The organism is Xenorhabdus koppenhoeferi (assembly GCF_900116635.1).
Classification (GTDB): Bacteria; Pseudomonadota; Gammaproteobacteria; order Enterobacterales; family Enterobacteriaceae; genus Xenorhabdus; species Xenorhabdus koppenhoeferi.
Genome location: NZ_FPBJ01000007.1, coordinates 46,217 through 62,220, shown reverse-complemented (window position 1 = coordinate 62,220; position 16,004 = coordinate 46,217). Strand labels below are relative to the sequence as shown.

Below are 16,004 nucleotides of genomic sequence, written 5' to 3'. Positions count from 1 at the left end.
CTTACATTACTATTTAATGATGTTTTATTTTAATTAAGTCTATATTTAAAATCACCAATCTCTACTGATTCAGCCTGATTTATCATTGTTAATACATAATCCAAACAATGATGAAAACCCCAAAATTCGGTGTAATCATAACGACCTTCTTTCGCTAATTTTTCAGCATCAGCTTCCCTTAGTGCCGCATAATTATACCAGTCTTTCACACTACTTACTCGATGATGCCAGTCATGGCATACGAGTGACCCTTGTACTACCAGCATTCTAATAGGCAGATGATAGAATAAGTGTGCGATAGACCAAATTACCCACTGAGGCCAATATTTTAAGGCAAAACTCTTGGGGCAAGGTGAACCACAGAAACGACCTAGAGAATTATTGATATGACTATCACGAATAGTTTCTTTTTCTTTACGTAATAACCAAACATGCTCTGTTATTAAATGTAATAATGATGCGATTTGGTAAACTATTACATAAGGAACAATGATCATGAGAAGAAAAGAAACGATACCTAAATACCAAATTAGATAACCTAATACCATGAGTTGAATGATTGTCATAATAAATCTATATTTTGGAACGCCTATTAAATTTGATTTAGTTCTACCGATAAAATATGACAAATGAAAATATGGGCTAAGTAAAGTTAAAAGTAAATTCAGATAAAGCCGGTTTTTAGACTTTCCAGGGATAAAGCCTAATTTATATATTGCAGCGAGATCTTTATCCTCTATTGTTGAAAAATCTTTGCCATGATGCTCATAGATATGAAATTTACGATATGAATCATAAGGTTGGGTAATCAATATTGTTGAAAAAATTTCGCATAGTATTTTATTACCTGTTTGAATTGATAGTAAATTGCCATGCACGCCTTGATGAATAATTGTGGCAACAACATACCTGGCACCTGAAGCAGAAAATAAAACACCTATGATATAGATAACAATGGTAAAAAACAGTGACATTTCGCTGGTAAGCGACCAGTGGATAAGTAATGTACCAACCACAATCCAGCTAATTGACCAGAAAATCATTTCAATAGAACTTGATTTCCATAATGGCCTCCTATCAGGAATATCTTTTCCCGTCAGCCAAGTCCATGCGCCTTGAAAAGGTAAGATTCTATAAGTATTTCGAATATCAGTAGACTCCTTATAAACTTCGTTTCCTGTTTTCATAATTCCCTCCTATCTATAAGATAACGGATAAAATATAAAACGCGATCAGACTAACAATAACGCAAACAACAATATTACGAATAAAAAAAGCAAATATAGTCGTCAGCAACGCTCCCCATAGATACGGATTATTGGGTAACTTTCTTAATTCTCCATGTTCCATTAATATAATAGGCCCACATATTGCAATAAGTAAGCACGGTGCGGAATATTTAAGTGACTCATTTAATATTCTTGGTAACTTTACCGGCATTTTAGGTTCTAAAAAAATATATCTATTTAAAAAAACAATACTGGCTAAAATAAAAATCAATGTCCAGCTCATATTGATTCTTTCGCCAATCTAGCAATAAATACAGAAAAGAACATGCCACTCACACCTGCTATAATAATTGCCCCCTCAACATGCAAGTAAGATAACAACATAGATAAAAATAAAGAAAAACAAACACCTAATATCACGCTAAGCTTTTTAATCATAGGTACAACAATAGTGATAAACGTGGCAACAATAGAAAAATCCAGATGATATTTTGCAAGATCAGGGATAGAGGAAGCCATGAGAATCCCCAACAAACTAAACAGATTCCAACACAAATAAAAACATAAACCAGCACCAATCATATAACCAGGCGTTAAAATCTGTTTATTTTTCTGGGCACTACTGAGGGCAAATAACTCGTCTGTTAGTAAAAAGCCGATTGGCAATCGATAACGAGCTTTTAACACCGCAACATATTCACGCAATGTCAAGCCATATAGAAAATGCTGAGCTGTAATAAAGAAGACAGAAATAATAATGGTAAATATACTCGCACCTGATGACAATAACCCCAGAGTCACTAACTGTGCCGCCCCTGCAAATAAAATAGCTGACATACTAATACTTTGACCTAAAGTCAGGCCAGATTGTACAGCAACAGAACCTGCCAATATCCCCCAAGGGATAACTGATAAGCAAAGCGGCAACATATTATACATGCCTGACCAAAACCCCCTCCAGGGAGAAGCTTTCGACTGAATATCAATATTCGGATCGGAGAATGATTTTTCCATAATGTAATCTACATCAATAAGTTGAAAGCTAGTCATTAGAAAATTAGCTTACAAATAGTTAAAGCCGGAATATTGAATAAAATTGCGGTTAAATAATTTGTTAATTCACTGATAAAATTATTTAGAGGGAAAACTTCTTAAAGAAGTTAATAAGATTTTTGCAAGGAACGTACAAACATACCGGGAGTAATACCCACTGCATTTTTAAAATGGCGGTTAAAATGACTTTGATCTGAGAAACCACAGCGGATGGCAACATTCAATATGGAATTCCCTTCAATCAATAACCTTCGCGCCATGCGTAAACGAGCTAAGATCAGGTAAACATGTGGGGTTACCCCGATGATTTTCTTGAATTGCCGTAAAAAATGCCATGGACTCAATTGTGTCATTTCCGCTAATTGATTGAGAGATATATCATTTTCTGCATAAGCATCAATATATTCCTTGATCACGAATATCTGTTTTTCTGCATCCGATAATTCCGGCCCAGTAATATATGTCTGACCATATCGCATGATTAACCAGGCAAGTGAAGAAAGCAGCATAGTTTCTTTGAGCAAAGTATTGCCATTCTGAACCAAGAGATTAAACGTCATAAGCAACTGCTCGGATAAACCGGGATCGTGTACAACAGCAGAAGGAAACCAAGGGATTGAACCACTTGCGTATTTAAAATCCCGTGACAATGAACACAGTAGTTCAGGTGATGGGTATATTGCCTGATATGACCATCCCGTTTGTACAGCAGAAGATCCTGTATGGATTTCATCTGCGTTGATCAGAATAATATCGCCTTTAGGTGCAATATGTTCTATTCCCGTACGGTGAAAACGCTGGGCTCCTTCTTCCATAACACCGATACAAAAAGCTTCATGCACATGGCGGGAAAACACTTGATTATGGTATTTTGCCCTGAGCATCTCCAATCCATTAAATTCTTTCAGATGAAAGAAATGGGTACTTTCTTTTACATTTTCCTGCTCAACCATCAATAATCACCTATAGCTTTCGTCTTTCAGATTACCGCTCAAAATCCATTGGGTATAATTATAAATTGAAACCTATTCTTATACTGAAAGGAAATTGATAAAACAGTTACCCATTTTTGTATAAAATTGCTACTCAAATTGAAGTAAACGTGTTTTATAATTTATTGTCAAACTCTGAAAATTAACGATACATATTATAATAATATTGCACTATCAAATCTGATATACCCGTCATCTTTCAAGTTGCTGCTTTGTTGGCTGCGTTCACTTACTCCAGTCACTTAGTTAGAACACTTAGTTAGAATACTTAGCTGTTTAGTCATTTTTATAATTTCCTGCCTGATCCCTGTTTTTCTAATTGTCTGACTATAAGGCTGGTGCAGCCATCTCCTGACAGTTAAGCTGTAAAGCAATTTTCTTGGCTACTTGAGTTAAAAACGATTTACAGAGAGGGCCTTATGGCTGATACAGATATTCGCATTGCTATTGTCGGCGCGAGTGGGCGCATGGGACGCAATCTTATTCAGGCTGTCCAGCAACTGGATGGCGTTACACTTGGTGCAGCATTGGAACGTCCCGGTTCTTCATTGGTGGGAACTGATGCCGGAGAACTGGCGGGTATCGGTAAAAACGGGATAATTATCAGTGATGATCTACACCATGTTATCGAACATTTTGACGTATTGATCGATTTTACCCGTCCAGAAGGTACATTAACTTATCTCGCTGTTTGCCGACAATACCGCAAATCAATGGTCATTGGTACGACAGGTTTTGATGAGGCCGGCAAACAGGCTATTGAAGACGCTTCCCGTGAAATTTCCATTGTTTTTGCCGCGAATTTTAGTGTCGGGGTCAATCTGGTACTAAAATTGCTGGAAAAAGCTGCCACCGTGATGGGAGAGTATACTGATATTGAAATCATTGAAGCCCACCATCGGCATAAAGTTGATGCACCATCAGGAACCGCTCTTGCAATGGGTGAGTCCATCGCCAATGCGTTGGGCCGTGATCTCAAAACCTGTGCAGTCTATGCCCGTGAAGGCCATACCGGGGAACGTGATCCGAAAAGCATCGGATTTGCTACCATACGAGCCGGAGATATTGTTGGAGAACATACAGCGATATTTGCAGATATTGGTGAGCGCATAGAGATTAGTCATAGGGCTTCCAGCCGCATGACCTTTGCTAATGGAGCTGTTAAGGCTTCAATATGGTTAATGGATAGAAAACATGGTCTTTATAATATGAAAGATGTTCTGAATCTTGATAATATTTAATAAATAAAATCTATAAGTCATTGTAAATACAATTAATAAAAACAATAAAGTTGTAATTAAATGGCTTATAAATGGTTTTTTTTAATAAACAAAAATTAATTCCTTTTTTTATAGGAACGGAGTGTCTTTTTATTGCCTTATTTTCGATAAGTAAGAAAAAAAGCACATTTTTTTTAATTTTAAAGTTTTCTTTCATATTAATCGATTATTTATACCTACTTTCCTTATTTTTTTCAGCTGCATTTACTTAATTTAGGGCTGAGCGCTGTAAAAAAGTCAATGAAAATGCCATTTTTTGTAGACAACTCCACCTCTCGTCATTAGAATGCGCGCAATTTGCCAAAATTTTAACAAAAATCACGATTAATATTGATTTTAAACATTAATAATGAATAAATATGCAATATGTTAGACTAATTATTCATTCTGGAGGGCGTTTTGATTAAGTCAGCTATATTGGTTATGGAAGATGGAACCCAATTTCACGGTCGCGCCATTGGTGCAGAAGGTGTGGCTGTTGGAGAAGTGGTCTTCAATACCTCAATGACCGGATATCAAGAAATACTTACCGACCCTTCCTATTCCCGCCAAATTGTTACTCTTACTTATCCCCATATTGGTAATGTCGGCATCAATGCCGCTGATGAAGAATCTCCTGCCATCCAAGCCCAAGGCCTCGTCATTCGTGATTTACCTTTAGTGGCCAGCAACTTCCGCAGTGAAGAAAACCTGTCTGATTATCTGAAACGCCACAATGTTGTTGCCATCGCTGATATCGATACACGCAAGCTGACCCGCCTGTTAAGAGAAAAAGGCACGCAGAATGGCTGTATCATCGCAGGTAATGAAGCAGGTGCCCAAGTTGAAGTTGCATTGGAAAAAGCAAAATCATTCCTGGGCTTGAAGGGCATGGATCTCGCGAAAGAAGTCACAACGGCGCAATCTTACCAGTGGGTACAGGGAAGCTGGACATTGACAGATGGGCTGCCGGAAACTCGCAAAGAACAAGAACTGCCTTACCATATTGTAGCCTATGATTTTGGTGTCAAACGTAACATCCTGCGTATGCTGGTAGATCGCGGCTGCCGCGTTACCGTTGTACCGGCAAAAACTTCCGCAGATGAAGTGCTGAAAATGGCACCAGACGGCATTTTCCTGTCCAACGGACCGGGTGATCCAGAACCCTGTGATTATGCTATTGAGGCAATCAAAACCTTCCTGAGCACCGAAATTCCTGTATTTGGTATCTGTCTGGGTCATCAATTGCTGGCACTGGCCAGTGGCGCAAAAACCGTGAAAATGAAATTTGGTCATCACGGTGGTAACCATCCGGTTAAAGATCTGGATCGCAATGTTGTGATGATCACCGCACAGAACCACGGTTTCGCGGTTGATGAAAGCTCACTGCCAGCCAACCTGCGTGTAACGCATAAATCACTGTTTGATGGCACATTGCAGGGTATTCATCGCACAGACAAACCCGCGTTCAGTTTTCAGGGGCATCCTGAAGCCAGCCCTGGCCCACATGAAACAGCTTCGTTGTTCGATCATTTTATTGAGTTAATCGAACAATATCGCCAGACCAATGCTCAGAACACTAAATAATCAGGAGAAGAAAAAAAATGGCAAAACGTACTGATATTACAAGTATCCTGATCTTAGGTGCCGGCCCAATTGTTATCGGTCAGGCTTGTGAATTTGACTATTCCGGTGCACAGGCCTGTAAGGCACTGCGAGAAGAAGGCTATCGCGTCATTCTGGTGAACTCGAACCCAGCAACTATCATGACCGACCCTGAAATGGCAGATGCAACTTACATTGAGCCAATTCACTGGGAAGTCGTGCGCAAAATCATTGAAAAAGAACGCCCGGATGCAATCCTGCCAACCATGGGGGGGCAAACTGCCCTGAATTGCGCATTGGAGCTGGAACGTCAGGGCGTGCTGACCGAATTCGGCGTGACCATGATTGGTGCCACTGCTGATGCGATTGATAAAGCAGAAGATCGCCAGCGTTTTGACAAAGCGATGAAAAAAATTGGTCTGGATACTGCCCGTTCTGGTATTGCACATACGATGGAAGAAGCATTGGCGGTGGCCGAAGACGTTGGCTTCCCTTGCATCATTCGCCCTTCTTTTACTATGGGCGGAACAGGCGGGGGTATTGCTTACAACCGTGAAGAATTTGAAGAAATCTGCGAACGCGGTTTAGATCTCTCCCCAACCAATGAACTGCTGATCGATGAATCTCTGATTGGCTGGAAAGAGTACGAAATGGAAGTGGTGCGGGATAAAAACGATAACTGCATTATCATCTGCTCCATTGAAAATCTCGACCCGATGGGTATTCATACCGGTGACTCCATCACTGTCGCACCTGCACAAACGCTGACTGATAAAGAATATCAGGTTATGCGTAATGCTTCTATGGCGGTATTGCGTGAAATCGGCGTTGAAACCGGTGGTTCAAACGTACAGTTTGCGGTGAACCCGAAAAATGGCCGCCTGATTGTCATTGAGATGAACCCACGTGTATCTCGCTCATCCGCGCTGGCTTCCAAAGCAACAGGTTTCCCAATTGCGAAAATTGCAGCAAAACTGGCGGTCGGCTATACCCTTGATGAATTGATGAATGACATCACAGGCGGACGTACCCCGGCGTCTTTTGAACCATCTATCGACTATGTTGTGACGAAAATTCCTCGCTTCAACTTCGAAAAATTCGCTGGCAGCAATAATCGTCTGACCACTCAGATGAAATCTGTCGGTGAAGTGATGGCAATTGGTCGTACTTTCCAGGAATCCTTGCAGAAAGCGCTGCGTGGTCTGGAAGTCGGAGCGACCGGATTCGATCCAAAAGTCAATTTGGATGACCCACAGTCACTGACCAAAATCCGCAGTGAACTGAAAAATGCAGGAGCTGAGCGTATTTGGTATGTTGCTGATGCTTTCCGTGCGGGAATGTCCGTTGACGGTATCTTCAATCTGACGAATATCGATCGCTGGCTCCTGGTGCAAATTGAAGAGTTGATTCGTCTGGAAGAACAAGTTGCAGAGCAAGGCGTAAACGGCCTGACTTTTGATTTCCTGCGCCACCTCAAGCGCAAAGGTTTTGCCGATGCACATTTGGCAAAACTCGTGGGAATTTCTGGTAAAGAAATCCGCAAGCTACGCCATGATTACAAGCTGTACCCTGTTTATAAGCGTGTTGATACCTGTGCCGCAGAATTCGCCACTGATACCGCTTACATGTATTCCACATACGAAGATGAATGTGAAGCGAACCCGAATAACGACAAGCCAAAAATCATGGTATTGGGCGGTGGCCCTAACCGTATCGGGCAAGGCATTGAATTCGATTACTGCTGTGTACATGCGTCATTGGCCCTGCGTCAAGATGGTTATGAAACCATTATGGTGAACTGTAATCCAGAAACTGTTTCAACCGATTATGATACTTCCGACCGTCTTTACTTTGAGCCTGTCACACTGGAAGACGTACTGGAAATCGTGCGTGTTGAACAACCAAAAGGCGTTATCGTTCAATATGGCGGGCAGACTCCGCTGAAACTGGCACGTGAGCTGGAAGCGGCGGGTGTACCTATTATCGGTACCAGCCCTGACGCGATTGATCGCGCAGAAGATCGTGAACGTTTCCAACAAGCTGTTAACCGTCTTGGCCTGAAACAGCCGGCTAACGCGACGGTCAGCACTATCGAACAAGCGGTTGAAAAAGGTAATGCAATTGGCTATCCGCTGGTTGTTCGCCCATCTTATGTATTGGGTGGACGCGCGATGGAAATCGTATATGACGAATCTGACTTGCGCCGTTACTTCCAGACTGCGGTAAGTGTATCCAACGATGCACCGGTTCTGCTGGATCGCTTCCTTGATGATGCCGTTGAAGTAGACGTTGATGCTATCTGTGACGGTGAACGCGTTCTGATCGGCGGCATCATGGAACATATCGAGCAAGCGGGTGTCCACTCCGGTGATTCTGCCTGCTCTCTGCCAGCTTATACTTTAAGTACAGAAATTCAGGATGTTATGCGTCAGCAAGTTGAAAAGCTGGCCTTTGAACTGCGTGTCCGTGGTTTAATGAACGTCCAATTTGCGGTGAAAGATAACGAAGTCTACCTGATTGAAGTGAATCCACGTGCGGCACGTACTGTACCATTCGTATCCAAAGCAACGGGGCTGCCGCTGGCAAAAGTGGCTGCACGCGTGATGGCAGGTCAATCTCTGCTTCAACAAGGTGCAACTAAGGAAATCATTCCACCTTATTACTCCGTGAAAGAAGTCGTATTGCCATTCAATAAATTCCCGGGAGTTGACCCAATTCTGGGACCAGAAATGCGTTCTACAGGTGAAGTGATGGGGGTTGGCCGTACCTTTGCCGAAGCTTTCTCAAAAGCAATGCTGGGCAGTAACTCTACCATGAGCAAACAAGGCCGTGTATTGCTGTCTGTTCGTGAGGAAGATAAAGGACGTATTGTCGATTTAGCGGCTAAGTTACTTAAACAAGGCTTTGAGCTTGATGCGACTCACGGTACAGCAATTGTATTAGGTGAAGCGGGCATCAACCCACGTTTGGTGAATAAAGTTCACGAAGGGCGTCCACATATTCAGGACAGAATCAAAAACGGTGAATATGACTATATCGTCAATACCACCGCCGGTCGTCAGGCGATTGAAGATTCAAAACTGCTGCGTCGCAGTGCACTGCAATATAAAGTGCACTATGACACAACGCTGAATGGGGGGTTTGCAACAACTATGGCACTGAGTGCAGATCCTACTGAGCGGGTTATTTCTGTACAGGAAATGCATGCCAAGATTGTGAAATAAATTGAACAGATAAAATACCCTCATTTAGGACGGGACAAGAAGACAATAAAAGCCCTGCTTATATTGCCAAACAGGGCTTTTAATCTCAGTCTGACCTGACGAATTAAATCTTCACACTGAAACTCTTATGTTGAGCAATACTCAAATTAAGCAGCGTTAATACCATACTGTGCACAAACAGAAGCCAGACCACCTGCGTAGCCTTGACCTACTGCACGGAATTTCCATTCCGCATTGTGGCGATACAGTTCACCGAACAGCATAGCGGTTTCGGTAGAAGCATCTTCAGTCAGATCATAGCGAGCCACTTCAACCTGCGTATCATCGTTGACCAGACGGATGAAAGCACCGGAAACCTGACCGAAGCTCTGGCGACGAGCTTGTGCATCATGGATTGTGACCACGAATACCACTTTATCTACATCGGCAGGTATTTGATCCAGTTTGATTTTCAGTGATTCATCATCGCCATCTCCTTCACCGGTACGGTTGTCGCCAGTGTGCATGGTGGAGCCATCAGAGGATTTCAGGTTGTTGTAGAAAATGAAATCGGCATCACTGCGCACTTTGCCGTTTGCCGTCAGCAGGAAAGCAGATGCGTCGAGGTCGAAGTCTTGTCCGTCAGTCGAACGGGCATCCCAGCCGAGACCGATCAGAACGTTTTTCATGCTTGGCGCTTCTTTGCTCAGAGAAACGTTACCGCCTTTAGAAAGAGATACACCCATTGTTATTTCCTCTATTAGTCTGTTAATTAATTGTTGAGATTTATACCCGTCATCTTTCAAGTTGCAGCTTTGTCGGCGGCATCTTGCAATCCATTGGTATAGCTCACCAGATTTAGCTTGCGTTTTCTTTTTGCGGGAACAACATGCTGGCAAGAATACCCGCCACCAGTACCCCAATCACGACAAGCAGGCTGGTTGTCGCCGAAATCGAGTAGCCGTGGTGGAATATGTGCTCAGAAGCGTTCAGACCCAGTTTGATGGCGATAAAGAACAGCAGGACAATGACTGCTTTTTCCAAGTGCACCAGATATTTTTTCAACGCTTCAAGTACGAAATAAAGTGTACGCAGACCCAAGATAGCAAACATCATGGCGCTGTATACAATCAACGGTTCCCGACTGACAGCAATCACCGCAGGGACAGAATCAAAAGCAAACATCACGTCAGACAGTTCAACCACTGCCAGACACAGCATCAGTGGCGTAGCGTAAAGCGCCGCCTTACCTGCACGACCCACTTTCACATCGGCGTTTTCCTGTTTTGCCAGCTCTGTGTCCACTTCTTTTTGGTTCAGTATAAAAGCATGACCACGCAGTTTCGGCCAGATTGGGAAGAAACGCTTCACCAGACGATAAGCCAGATGCTGTGAATAATCTTCGATTTCATCGTCGTCGTCACCGCTTTTCAGCATCATAACCGCAGTCCAGCCAACGATAACCGCAAACACTACCTCAACCCACGGCCCGAGTGATAACAGGCTTGTCCCGATGGCAACAAAAATTCCACGGAAAACGATAGCACCGATAATCCCCCAGTACAGGACACGGTGGCGATAGCGATCCGGAACAGAGAACCAGGAGAAAATAGCCATGATGACAAACAGGTTATCGACGGAAAGTACTTTTTCCAGCGCATAGCCCGTGACAAACAGGCTGGCGGTTTCCGTCCCGTGATGAATATACAGAAAGCCTGCGAAAACAAAAGCAATCGCGATCCAGAAAATAGACCAAAGTGCGGCACTACGCAGCGAAATCGGCTTATCATCACGATGCATAAAGAGATCGATAAAGAGTGCACCAACCGACAGAATAATAAATACAGCAACGGTTTCCATCGGAAAACCAATATGCGTGGATACCATGAAATAAGCCTCTTAAATTATCTGCGATTACAGTCCGAAATCAGCCGGTGCAAAGCCAAGGGCTAAGCAAATTTCACGGGCAGCATGCTTTTCGTCGTTATCAAAGTCACCATCACTCTTGGCGACTGCGATACCTACGCGCAAAGCAAGTTGTGCCGCTTCCGGTTGTTGCTTCAGTGCCATGATAAATTTCATGGCTTCACCTTTGCCAATGTCAGCATCAAATTCGTAGCTGCTGACCAGCTTGTTAAAGAACTCGATAATTTCAGCGGTATCGAATACTTTCAATTCAGGGGAGCTTTTGATGAACCCGATCATTTTCTGTTTTTCTTCTGAGCTGATGCCGTTGCTTGCCATTGCAACATGTGCGCATACCGCGACAGTGCCTTCCATGAACTTTTTGTTCTTGAAACGGCCAACTTGGTTGGTCAGCTCTTCACGTCCTGCATTTAACGCGGATTTGATTTTGTTTAAAAAGGACATAAGTCCCTCCGTTTGAGTAAAATAACCGTTATTTACTTCCCGATGTCCAGCGAAAACCCCATCCAAATATGGCAACGGGGGCATTTCCCCCGGGTGTCAGATTCATTAACGCACCACCGTCTCAACAATCTGCGGATACATTGCGTCAATGGTACGACTGCGGCAAGGAACGCCATGTGCAGTGAAATCCCACTGACCGTCATTGCGGCGCAGGGAAGAGATAATAACGCCGGTATGGGCACCTTGTTCATGCAACTGATAGCGAGCCAGCTCTTTACCGCTTTGGTCAACAACACGGCAGAAGGCATTTTCAACATCATTGAAAGTCTGGCCGCGGAAACTGTTAACGGTAAAAACAAGATATTCAACATTGGCGGGTAATTTGATCAGGTTGACACGGATAATTTCGTCATCCCCATCGCCTTCACCTGTCAGATTGTCGCCAGTGTGTTGTACAGAACCACATTTAGATTTCAGTTGACCGAACCAGACTGTATCGATGGCATTACCTGATTTATCGAGCAGAATGCAGCTCGCATCCAGATCAATTTCATCATTGCCGCCGCCGAATAAACTCGCCAGAAAGCCTTTCTTTTTAGTTACAGGATCCCAGCCCAGACCAAAATCTACTTTAGCCAGTGAAGCGCTCTGCTTAGAGAGCGAAACTGACTGATTTTTGCTTAACGAAACCATTAATAACACCTCTATTATGTTTGTCGGTGGATCACGGTAATTTCACATATTAAAAAATCATAATATGACAAATAGATAGCCTGAAATTTGTCATATTATAATTCCCATAAACAGTGTATGTCGTCGTTAACTGCATGATAGGAAACAATCTGGTTTCATTTTTTATGATTTCTTTTCCATGCAAAAAAGTCAAACAAATTTTGCACTAAAAAATCATAATATGATTGACACTGCTTTATTATCAACTCTAGACTGCGGCGCATATTTCATCGAAGCTGGAATTTTTAAAAAGGCATCACATGGCCGCATTGAATAGCACTTACGTTGATCAAAAACAGGTTTATCAGAAAAAATTGAACAGCGGGACGCTGACGGTAAGTGCATCCCGTGGATATATCTCTCTGGAGACGCTGTTTGATATTGCCGAACGCCGTAATCCCAAAAGAGCATTTTTGTTTGTCAGTAAAATATTGGGGCGGCATATTCCTGTCAGCCCATCAGTTATGCGCTCGGTTTATCGGCAATTATCCGAGCGGTTTCCCGCTAATCTTCCCGGTCCCGTCTTGTATATTGGTATGGCAGAAACGGCGGTTGGTCTGGCTGCTGGCGTATTTCATGAAACGCACGATAAGGTTGAGGCTCCTGTATTTCTGACTTCGACACGTCATCCGGTTGATGGGGATTTATTGTGTGAATTTAAGGAAAACCACAGCCACGCAACAGATCATCTGATTTACTGGCCAACAGAAAGCCGGTTGCGCCAGCGAGTAATGAATGCCCGTACTTTGGTTTTAATTGATGATGAAGCAACAACCGGCAATACGTTTATCAACTTGCTGGAAGCGTTGTGTAACGCGGGACTTGGGCATATTGAACGCATTGTTATGGTAACCTTGACTGACTGGAGTGGTGAGTCGGTGATGAAACGCAGCCCACTGCCAGTCTCTGCGGTTTCCCTGATCGAGGGAAATTGGCAATGGGATGCGGATATTTCTGCCCCTGTTCCTGTTATGCCTCAAGTCAATGTCACAGCACGGGGAAAAGTCAGCATTATTGGCCAACAGAGTTGGGGACGCCTGGGATTGGATGAAATCCAATGTGATATCGGTGCTGACATTCACACTACAGCGGACGAGAAAGTACTTGTATTGGGTTCCAGTGAATTTGTCTGGCAGCCGTTCCTGCTTGCAGAACGCCTTGAGAAAGAAGGCGCGTCGGTGATATTTGGCTCAACAACCCGCTCTCCGATCTCTTGTGGCCATGCCATTCAATCAGTAATGGCGTTTACCGATAACTACGGACTCGGTATTCCGAATTTTCTCTACAATGTTGCTCATCAACAATTTGACCGTATACTGCTCTGCCTCGAAACCCCGAAAACAGCCGTTGATCCGGCTTTGTTGGCTCAACTTGCTCGTATTTCTCCGGTTATAGAGATAGTCTCCTATGATTAAGCCCGTCTTTTTAACTGATCTGGATGACACGTTATTTCAATCCCGCAGAAAATTGAAAAATGTATTGGATGAATCTTATTTGGAGCTGTAAATAATGAATAGCTTTCCTCTTTTTTCGGGGAGTTATGCCTCTGATGATGTTCAATTTCTGTTAAAACCTGTTCAAATTGAGATGACATCTATTGATGTTAAGGAACAGTTGATCCAGTCTGGTGTCCGCCATTATTCAGATATGCTGAGTCAGGAACCGGCACCGACGTCTTATCATCTTCAGTTGTTTGAGAAAGCGCTTGGGCAAGGCGCAACCAGATTGGCAACGGAAGTTGTTATGCTTGCTAAGGCGCTGATGTCACGTTTTGGTGACCAGCCGATTGTGTTGGTAAGTTTAGTCAGGGCTGGCGTACCGTTGGGGGTTATGCTGCATCAGACTCTCAGGAGGATGGGCAAGCGTTCTTATCATTATGGGGTCAGTATTATCCGGGATCGAGGTATTGATAATGCTGCGCTGTCATACATTGAGCAGCAACATGGTACCGATGGGCTGGTGTTTGTTGATGGTTGGACAGGCAAAGGGGCGATTACCACAGAGCTATCGCGATCTTTGGCGGGAAGGGCAGGATATTCGGGAATTCCTCGCCTGGTGGTATTGGCTGATCCTTGTGGCTGTTCATGGTTGACTGCCAGCGATGATGATTGGTTGATCCCTTTTGGCATTATGGGAGCGCCGGTATCGGGTTTGATATCACGCTCTGTCTGGAGTGACAAAGGGTTGCATGGCTGCATGAAATGTGAGCATCTGATTGCGTATGAGTGTAGCCGCGTGCTGGTGGATACAGTTGCTGATTGCCGTGATCGGTTGGATCTGAATGTTATACCTCCAGCCGTTTTTTGGCGGCCGCAGGAAAAACATTCTTTATTGCAATTGAGTAAAACAGTGATTGCCAATCTGGCTGAAAAATACCAAATTGACAGTATTAATCGCATCAAACCCGGTATTGCCGAGGCAACTCGTGCTGTCTTACGACGTGTACCGGAACATATCCTTGTGCGTTCAAAAGATGATCCTGATGTTGCCCTTTTAGTGCATCTGGCGCGCCAAAAAAATGTTGTTATTACCGAAGTCGGTGATCTGATTGGTCAATATCGTGCAGTGACTATTATTAAGAAGGTAGCATGATGATGTCTGTTCCTTCCCCACACCAGCTTGGTGCAACTCTGTATATGCCGGCTACTCGTCAAAATATTGCAGAAATTATACTACAGAATAAAATTGTCGACCTGCGTTCTCTGGTTATTTGTCTGGAAGATGCGGTCAGTGAGCAGGATATTCCTGCCGCTATCGAAAATCTCAGTGGTGTTCTCCAGTTACTGGCAGAAGCCGGTAGATCGCATTTCGGTACTGAGCGTAATCATCCCCTGATTTTTATCCGGCCACGCAACGAGATGATGGCAAGACAGTTGATCGCCACTATGAATCTCAGTGCCATTAATGGACTGGTTTTACCCAAATTTACTTACGCTTCGTTAGCCGGTTGGTGGGAAATTATTCGCGCAACTCATCTTTGTATCATGCCCACGCTGGAGACAGAAGAGGCCTTTGATGTTCAAAAAATGAATCAGCTTGCTGATGCCCTCAAAGCGCACCCTTGCAAGATGCGAATTATTGCCCTTCGTATCGGCGGTAATGATCTGATGAATATGATGTCCCTGCGGCGTTCGCGGGATTTCACTCTCTATGACGGGCCGATGGGATATATTATTAAGATGCTGGTGGCTGTTTTTGCTGCACGGGGATTCGCTCTGACGGCACCGGTTTGCGAGCATATTGATGACCTGAAACTACTTGAGAAAGAGCTGGTATTGGATATTGCCCACGGTTTGGTGGGGAAAACTGCCATCCACCCAAATCAGATTGAGTGTATCCACCGATCGCTTATGGTCAGCGCCCACGATTACACCGATGCGCTTAATATTCTCAATTCAAAGCAGGCGGTTTTCAAATCTCAGGGAGTCATGTGTGAACCAGCTACTCATCAACGTTGGGCGATAAATATCCTTGAACGGGCGGAGCACTATGGAATAGTTCCATAAGCAGTATAGTTCCAGAGGCTGAATAGACGCTGAAACCTACGAGGAGCACTGTAAG

14 protein-coding genes are annotated in these 16,004 nt (G+C 43.6%); 6 read left to right on the top strand and 8 right to left on the bottom strand.

The window, feature by feature from the left end; all coding sequences use genetic code 11:
* Window positions 1-29: 29 nt before the first annotated feature.
* The 4 genes from BM329_RS03780 to BM329_RS03765 form a co-directional block, all read right to left on the bottom strand.
* The gene (locus BM329_RS03780) at window positions 30-1,187 is read right to left on the bottom strand and encodes a hypothetical protein (RefSeq protein WP_218153252.1); all 1,158 of its coding nucleotides are present in this window, start codon (window positions 1,185-1,187) and stop codon (window positions 30-32) included.
* Between the two features lie 13 nt (window positions 1,188-1,200).
* Complete coding sequence (locus BM329_RS03775; protein WP_092549134.1) at window positions 1,201-1,512, bottom strand: AzlD domain-containing protein; 312 nt, start codon at window positions 1,510-1,512, stop codon at window positions 1,201-1,203.
* Window positions 1,509-2,168, bottom strand: coding sequence for an AzlC family ABC transporter permease (locus BM329_RS03770; RefSeq protein WP_245759004.1), 660 nt, complete (start codon window positions 2,166-2,168; stop codon window positions 1,509-1,511). Before BM329_RS03770 ends, BM329_RS03775 begins: the two co-directional genes overlap by 4 nt.
* A gap of 221 nt (window positions 2,169-2,389) precedes the next feature.
* Window positions 2,390-3,235 carry a helix-turn-helix transcriptional regulator gene (locus tag BM329_RS03765; protein WP_092549131.1) on the bottom strand — a complete coding sequence of 282 codons (846 nt, stop codon included), beginning with the start codon at window positions 3,233-3,235 and terminating at the stop codon, window positions 2,390-2,392.
* A 458-nt stretch (window positions 3,236-3,693) separates the two neighbouring features.
* Between BM329_RS03765 and dapB the strand changes: the two genes are divergently transcribed.
* The 3 genes from dapB to carB all read left to right on the top strand — a co-directional run bounded on the left by dapB (window position 3,694) and on the right by carB (window position 9,362).
* Window positions 3,694-4,515, top strand: a complete 822-nt coding sequence (dapB, locus tag BM329_RS03760) for a 4-hydroxy-tetrahydrodipicolinate reductase (protein WP_092549128.1) — start codon at window positions 3,694-3,696, stop codon at window positions 4,513-4,515.
* Between the two features lie 438 nt (window positions 4,516-4,953).
* Window positions 4,954-6,120, top strand: coding sequence for a glutamine-hydrolyzing carbamoyl-phosphate synthase small subunit (carA, locus tag BM329_RS03750; RefSeq protein WP_092549122.1), 1,167 nt, complete (start codon window positions 4,954-4,956; stop codon window positions 6,118-6,120).
* A gap of 17 nt (window positions 6,121-6,137) precedes the next feature.
* The gene (carB, locus tag BM329_RS03745) at window positions 6,138-9,362 is read left to right on the top strand and encodes a carbamoyl-phosphate synthase large subunit (RefSeq protein ID WP_092549119.1); all 3,225 of its coding nucleotides are present in this window, start codon (window positions 6,138-6,140) and stop codon (window positions 9,360-9,362) included.
* 146 nt (window positions 9,363-9,508) lie between these two features.
* Here carB and BM329_RS03740 read toward each other — a convergent pair whose 3' ends face one another.
* The 4 genes from BM329_RS03740 to BM329_RS03725 form a co-directional block, all read right to left on the bottom strand.
* On the bottom strand, window positions 9,509-10,087 hold the full coding sequence (locus BM329_RS03740; RefSeq protein ID WP_092549116.1) for a TerD family protein: 579 nt from the start codon (window positions 10,085-10,087) through the stop codon (window positions 9,509-9,511).
* 112 nt (window positions 10,088-10,199) lie between these two features.
* Window positions 10,200-11,228: a TerC/Alx family metal homeostasis membrane protein gene (locus BM329_RS03735; protein WP_092549113.1), complete on the bottom strand. Its 1,029-nt coding sequence runs from the start codon at window positions 11,226-11,228 to the stop codon at window positions 10,200-10,202.
* A 27-nt stretch (window positions 11,229-11,255) separates the two neighbouring features.
* Complete coding sequence (locus BM329_RS03730; RefSeq protein WP_092549110.1) at window positions 11,256-11,711, bottom strand: tellurite resistance TerB family protein; 456 nt, start codon at window positions 11,709-11,711, stop codon at window positions 11,256-11,258.
* 105 nt (window positions 11,712-11,816) lie between these two features.
* Window positions 11,817-12,404: a TerD family protein gene (locus BM329_RS03725; RefSeq protein ID WP_092549107.1), complete on the bottom strand. Its 588-nt coding sequence runs from the start codon at window positions 12,402-12,404 to the stop codon at window positions 11,817-11,819.
* Window positions 12,405-12,703: 299 nt separating this feature from the next.
* On the opposite strand from BM329_RS03725, the gene BM329_RS03720 reads away from it, so the two are divergent.
* The 3 genes from BM329_RS03720 (at window position 12,704) to BM329_RS03710 (ending at window position 15,949) form a co-directional block, all read left to right on the top strand.
* The gene (locus BM329_RS03720; protein ID WP_092549104.1) at window positions 12,704-13,858 is read left to right on the top strand and encodes a phosphoribosyltransferase domain-containing protein; all 1,155 of its coding nucleotides are present in this window, start codon (window positions 12,704-12,706) and stop codon (window positions 13,856-13,858) included.
* Window positions 13,859-13,952: 94 nt separating this feature from the next.
* Entirely contained in the window at window positions 13,953-15,035 is a 1,083-nt protein-coding gene (locus BM329_RS03715) for a cysteine protease StiP family protein (RefSeq protein ID WP_092549101.1), read from the top strand.
* Window positions 15,035-15,949, top strand: a complete 915-nt coding sequence (locus tag BM329_RS03710) for an HpcH/HpaI aldolase/citrate lyase family protein (protein ID WP_092549267.1) — start codon at window positions 15,035-15,037, stop codon at window positions 15,947-15,949. The genes BM329_RS03715 and BM329_RS03710 overlap by 1 nt, the downstream gene beginning before the upstream one ends.
* The last annotated feature ends 55 nt before the right edge of the window (window positions 15,950-16,004 follow it).

Coding starts and splice junctions, on each gene's coding strand:
- BM329_RS03780 (WP_218153252.1), bottom strand. CDS start 1,187: ATGAAAACAGGAAACGAAGTTTATAAGGAGTCTACTGATATTCGAAAT.
- BM329_RS03775 (WP_092549134.1), bottom strand. CDS start 1,512: ATGAGCTGGACATTGATTTTTATTTTAGCCAGTATTGTTTTTTTAAAT.
- BM329_RS03770 (WP_245759004.1), bottom strand. CDS start 2,168: ATGTATAATATGTTGCCGCTTTGCTTATCAGTTATCCCTTGGGGGATA.
- BM329_RS03765 (WP_092549131.1), bottom strand. CDS start 3,235: ATGGTTGAGCAGGAAAATGTAAAAGAAAGTACCCATTTCTTTCATCTG.
- dapB (WP_092549128.1), top strand. CDS start 3,694: ATGGCTGATACAGATATTCGCATTGCTATTGTCGGCGCGAGTGGGCGC.
- carB (WP_092549119.1), top strand. CDS start 6,138: ATGGCAAAACGTACTGATATTACAAGTATCCTGATCTTAGGTGCCGGC.
- BM329_RS03740 (WP_092549116.1), bottom strand. CDS start 10,087: ATGGGTGTATCTCTTTCTAAAGGCGGTAACGTTTCTCTGAGCAAAGAA.
- BM329_RS03735 (WP_092549113.1), bottom strand. CDS start 11,228: ATGGTATCCACGCATATTGGTTTTCCGATGGAAACCGTTGCTGTATTT.
- BM329_RS03730 (WP_092549110.1), bottom strand. CDS start 11,711: ATGTCCTTTTTAAACAAAATCAAATCCGCGTTAAATGCAGGACGTGAA.
- BM329_RS03725 (WP_092549107.1), bottom strand. CDS start 12,404: ATGGTTTCGTTAAGCAAAAATCAGTCAGTTTCGCTCTCTAAGCAGAGC.
- BM329_RS03720 (WP_092549104.1), top strand. CDS start 12,704: ATGGCCGCATTGAATAGCACTTACGTTGATCAAAAACAGGTTTATCAG.
- BM329_RS03715 (WP_092549101.1), top strand. CDS start 13,953: ATGAATAGCTTTCCTCTTTTTTCGGGGAGTTATGCCTCTGATGATGTT.
- BM329_RS03710 (WP_092549267.1), top strand. CDS start 15,035: ATGATGTCTGTTCCTTCCCCACACCAGCTTGGTGCAACTCTGTATATG.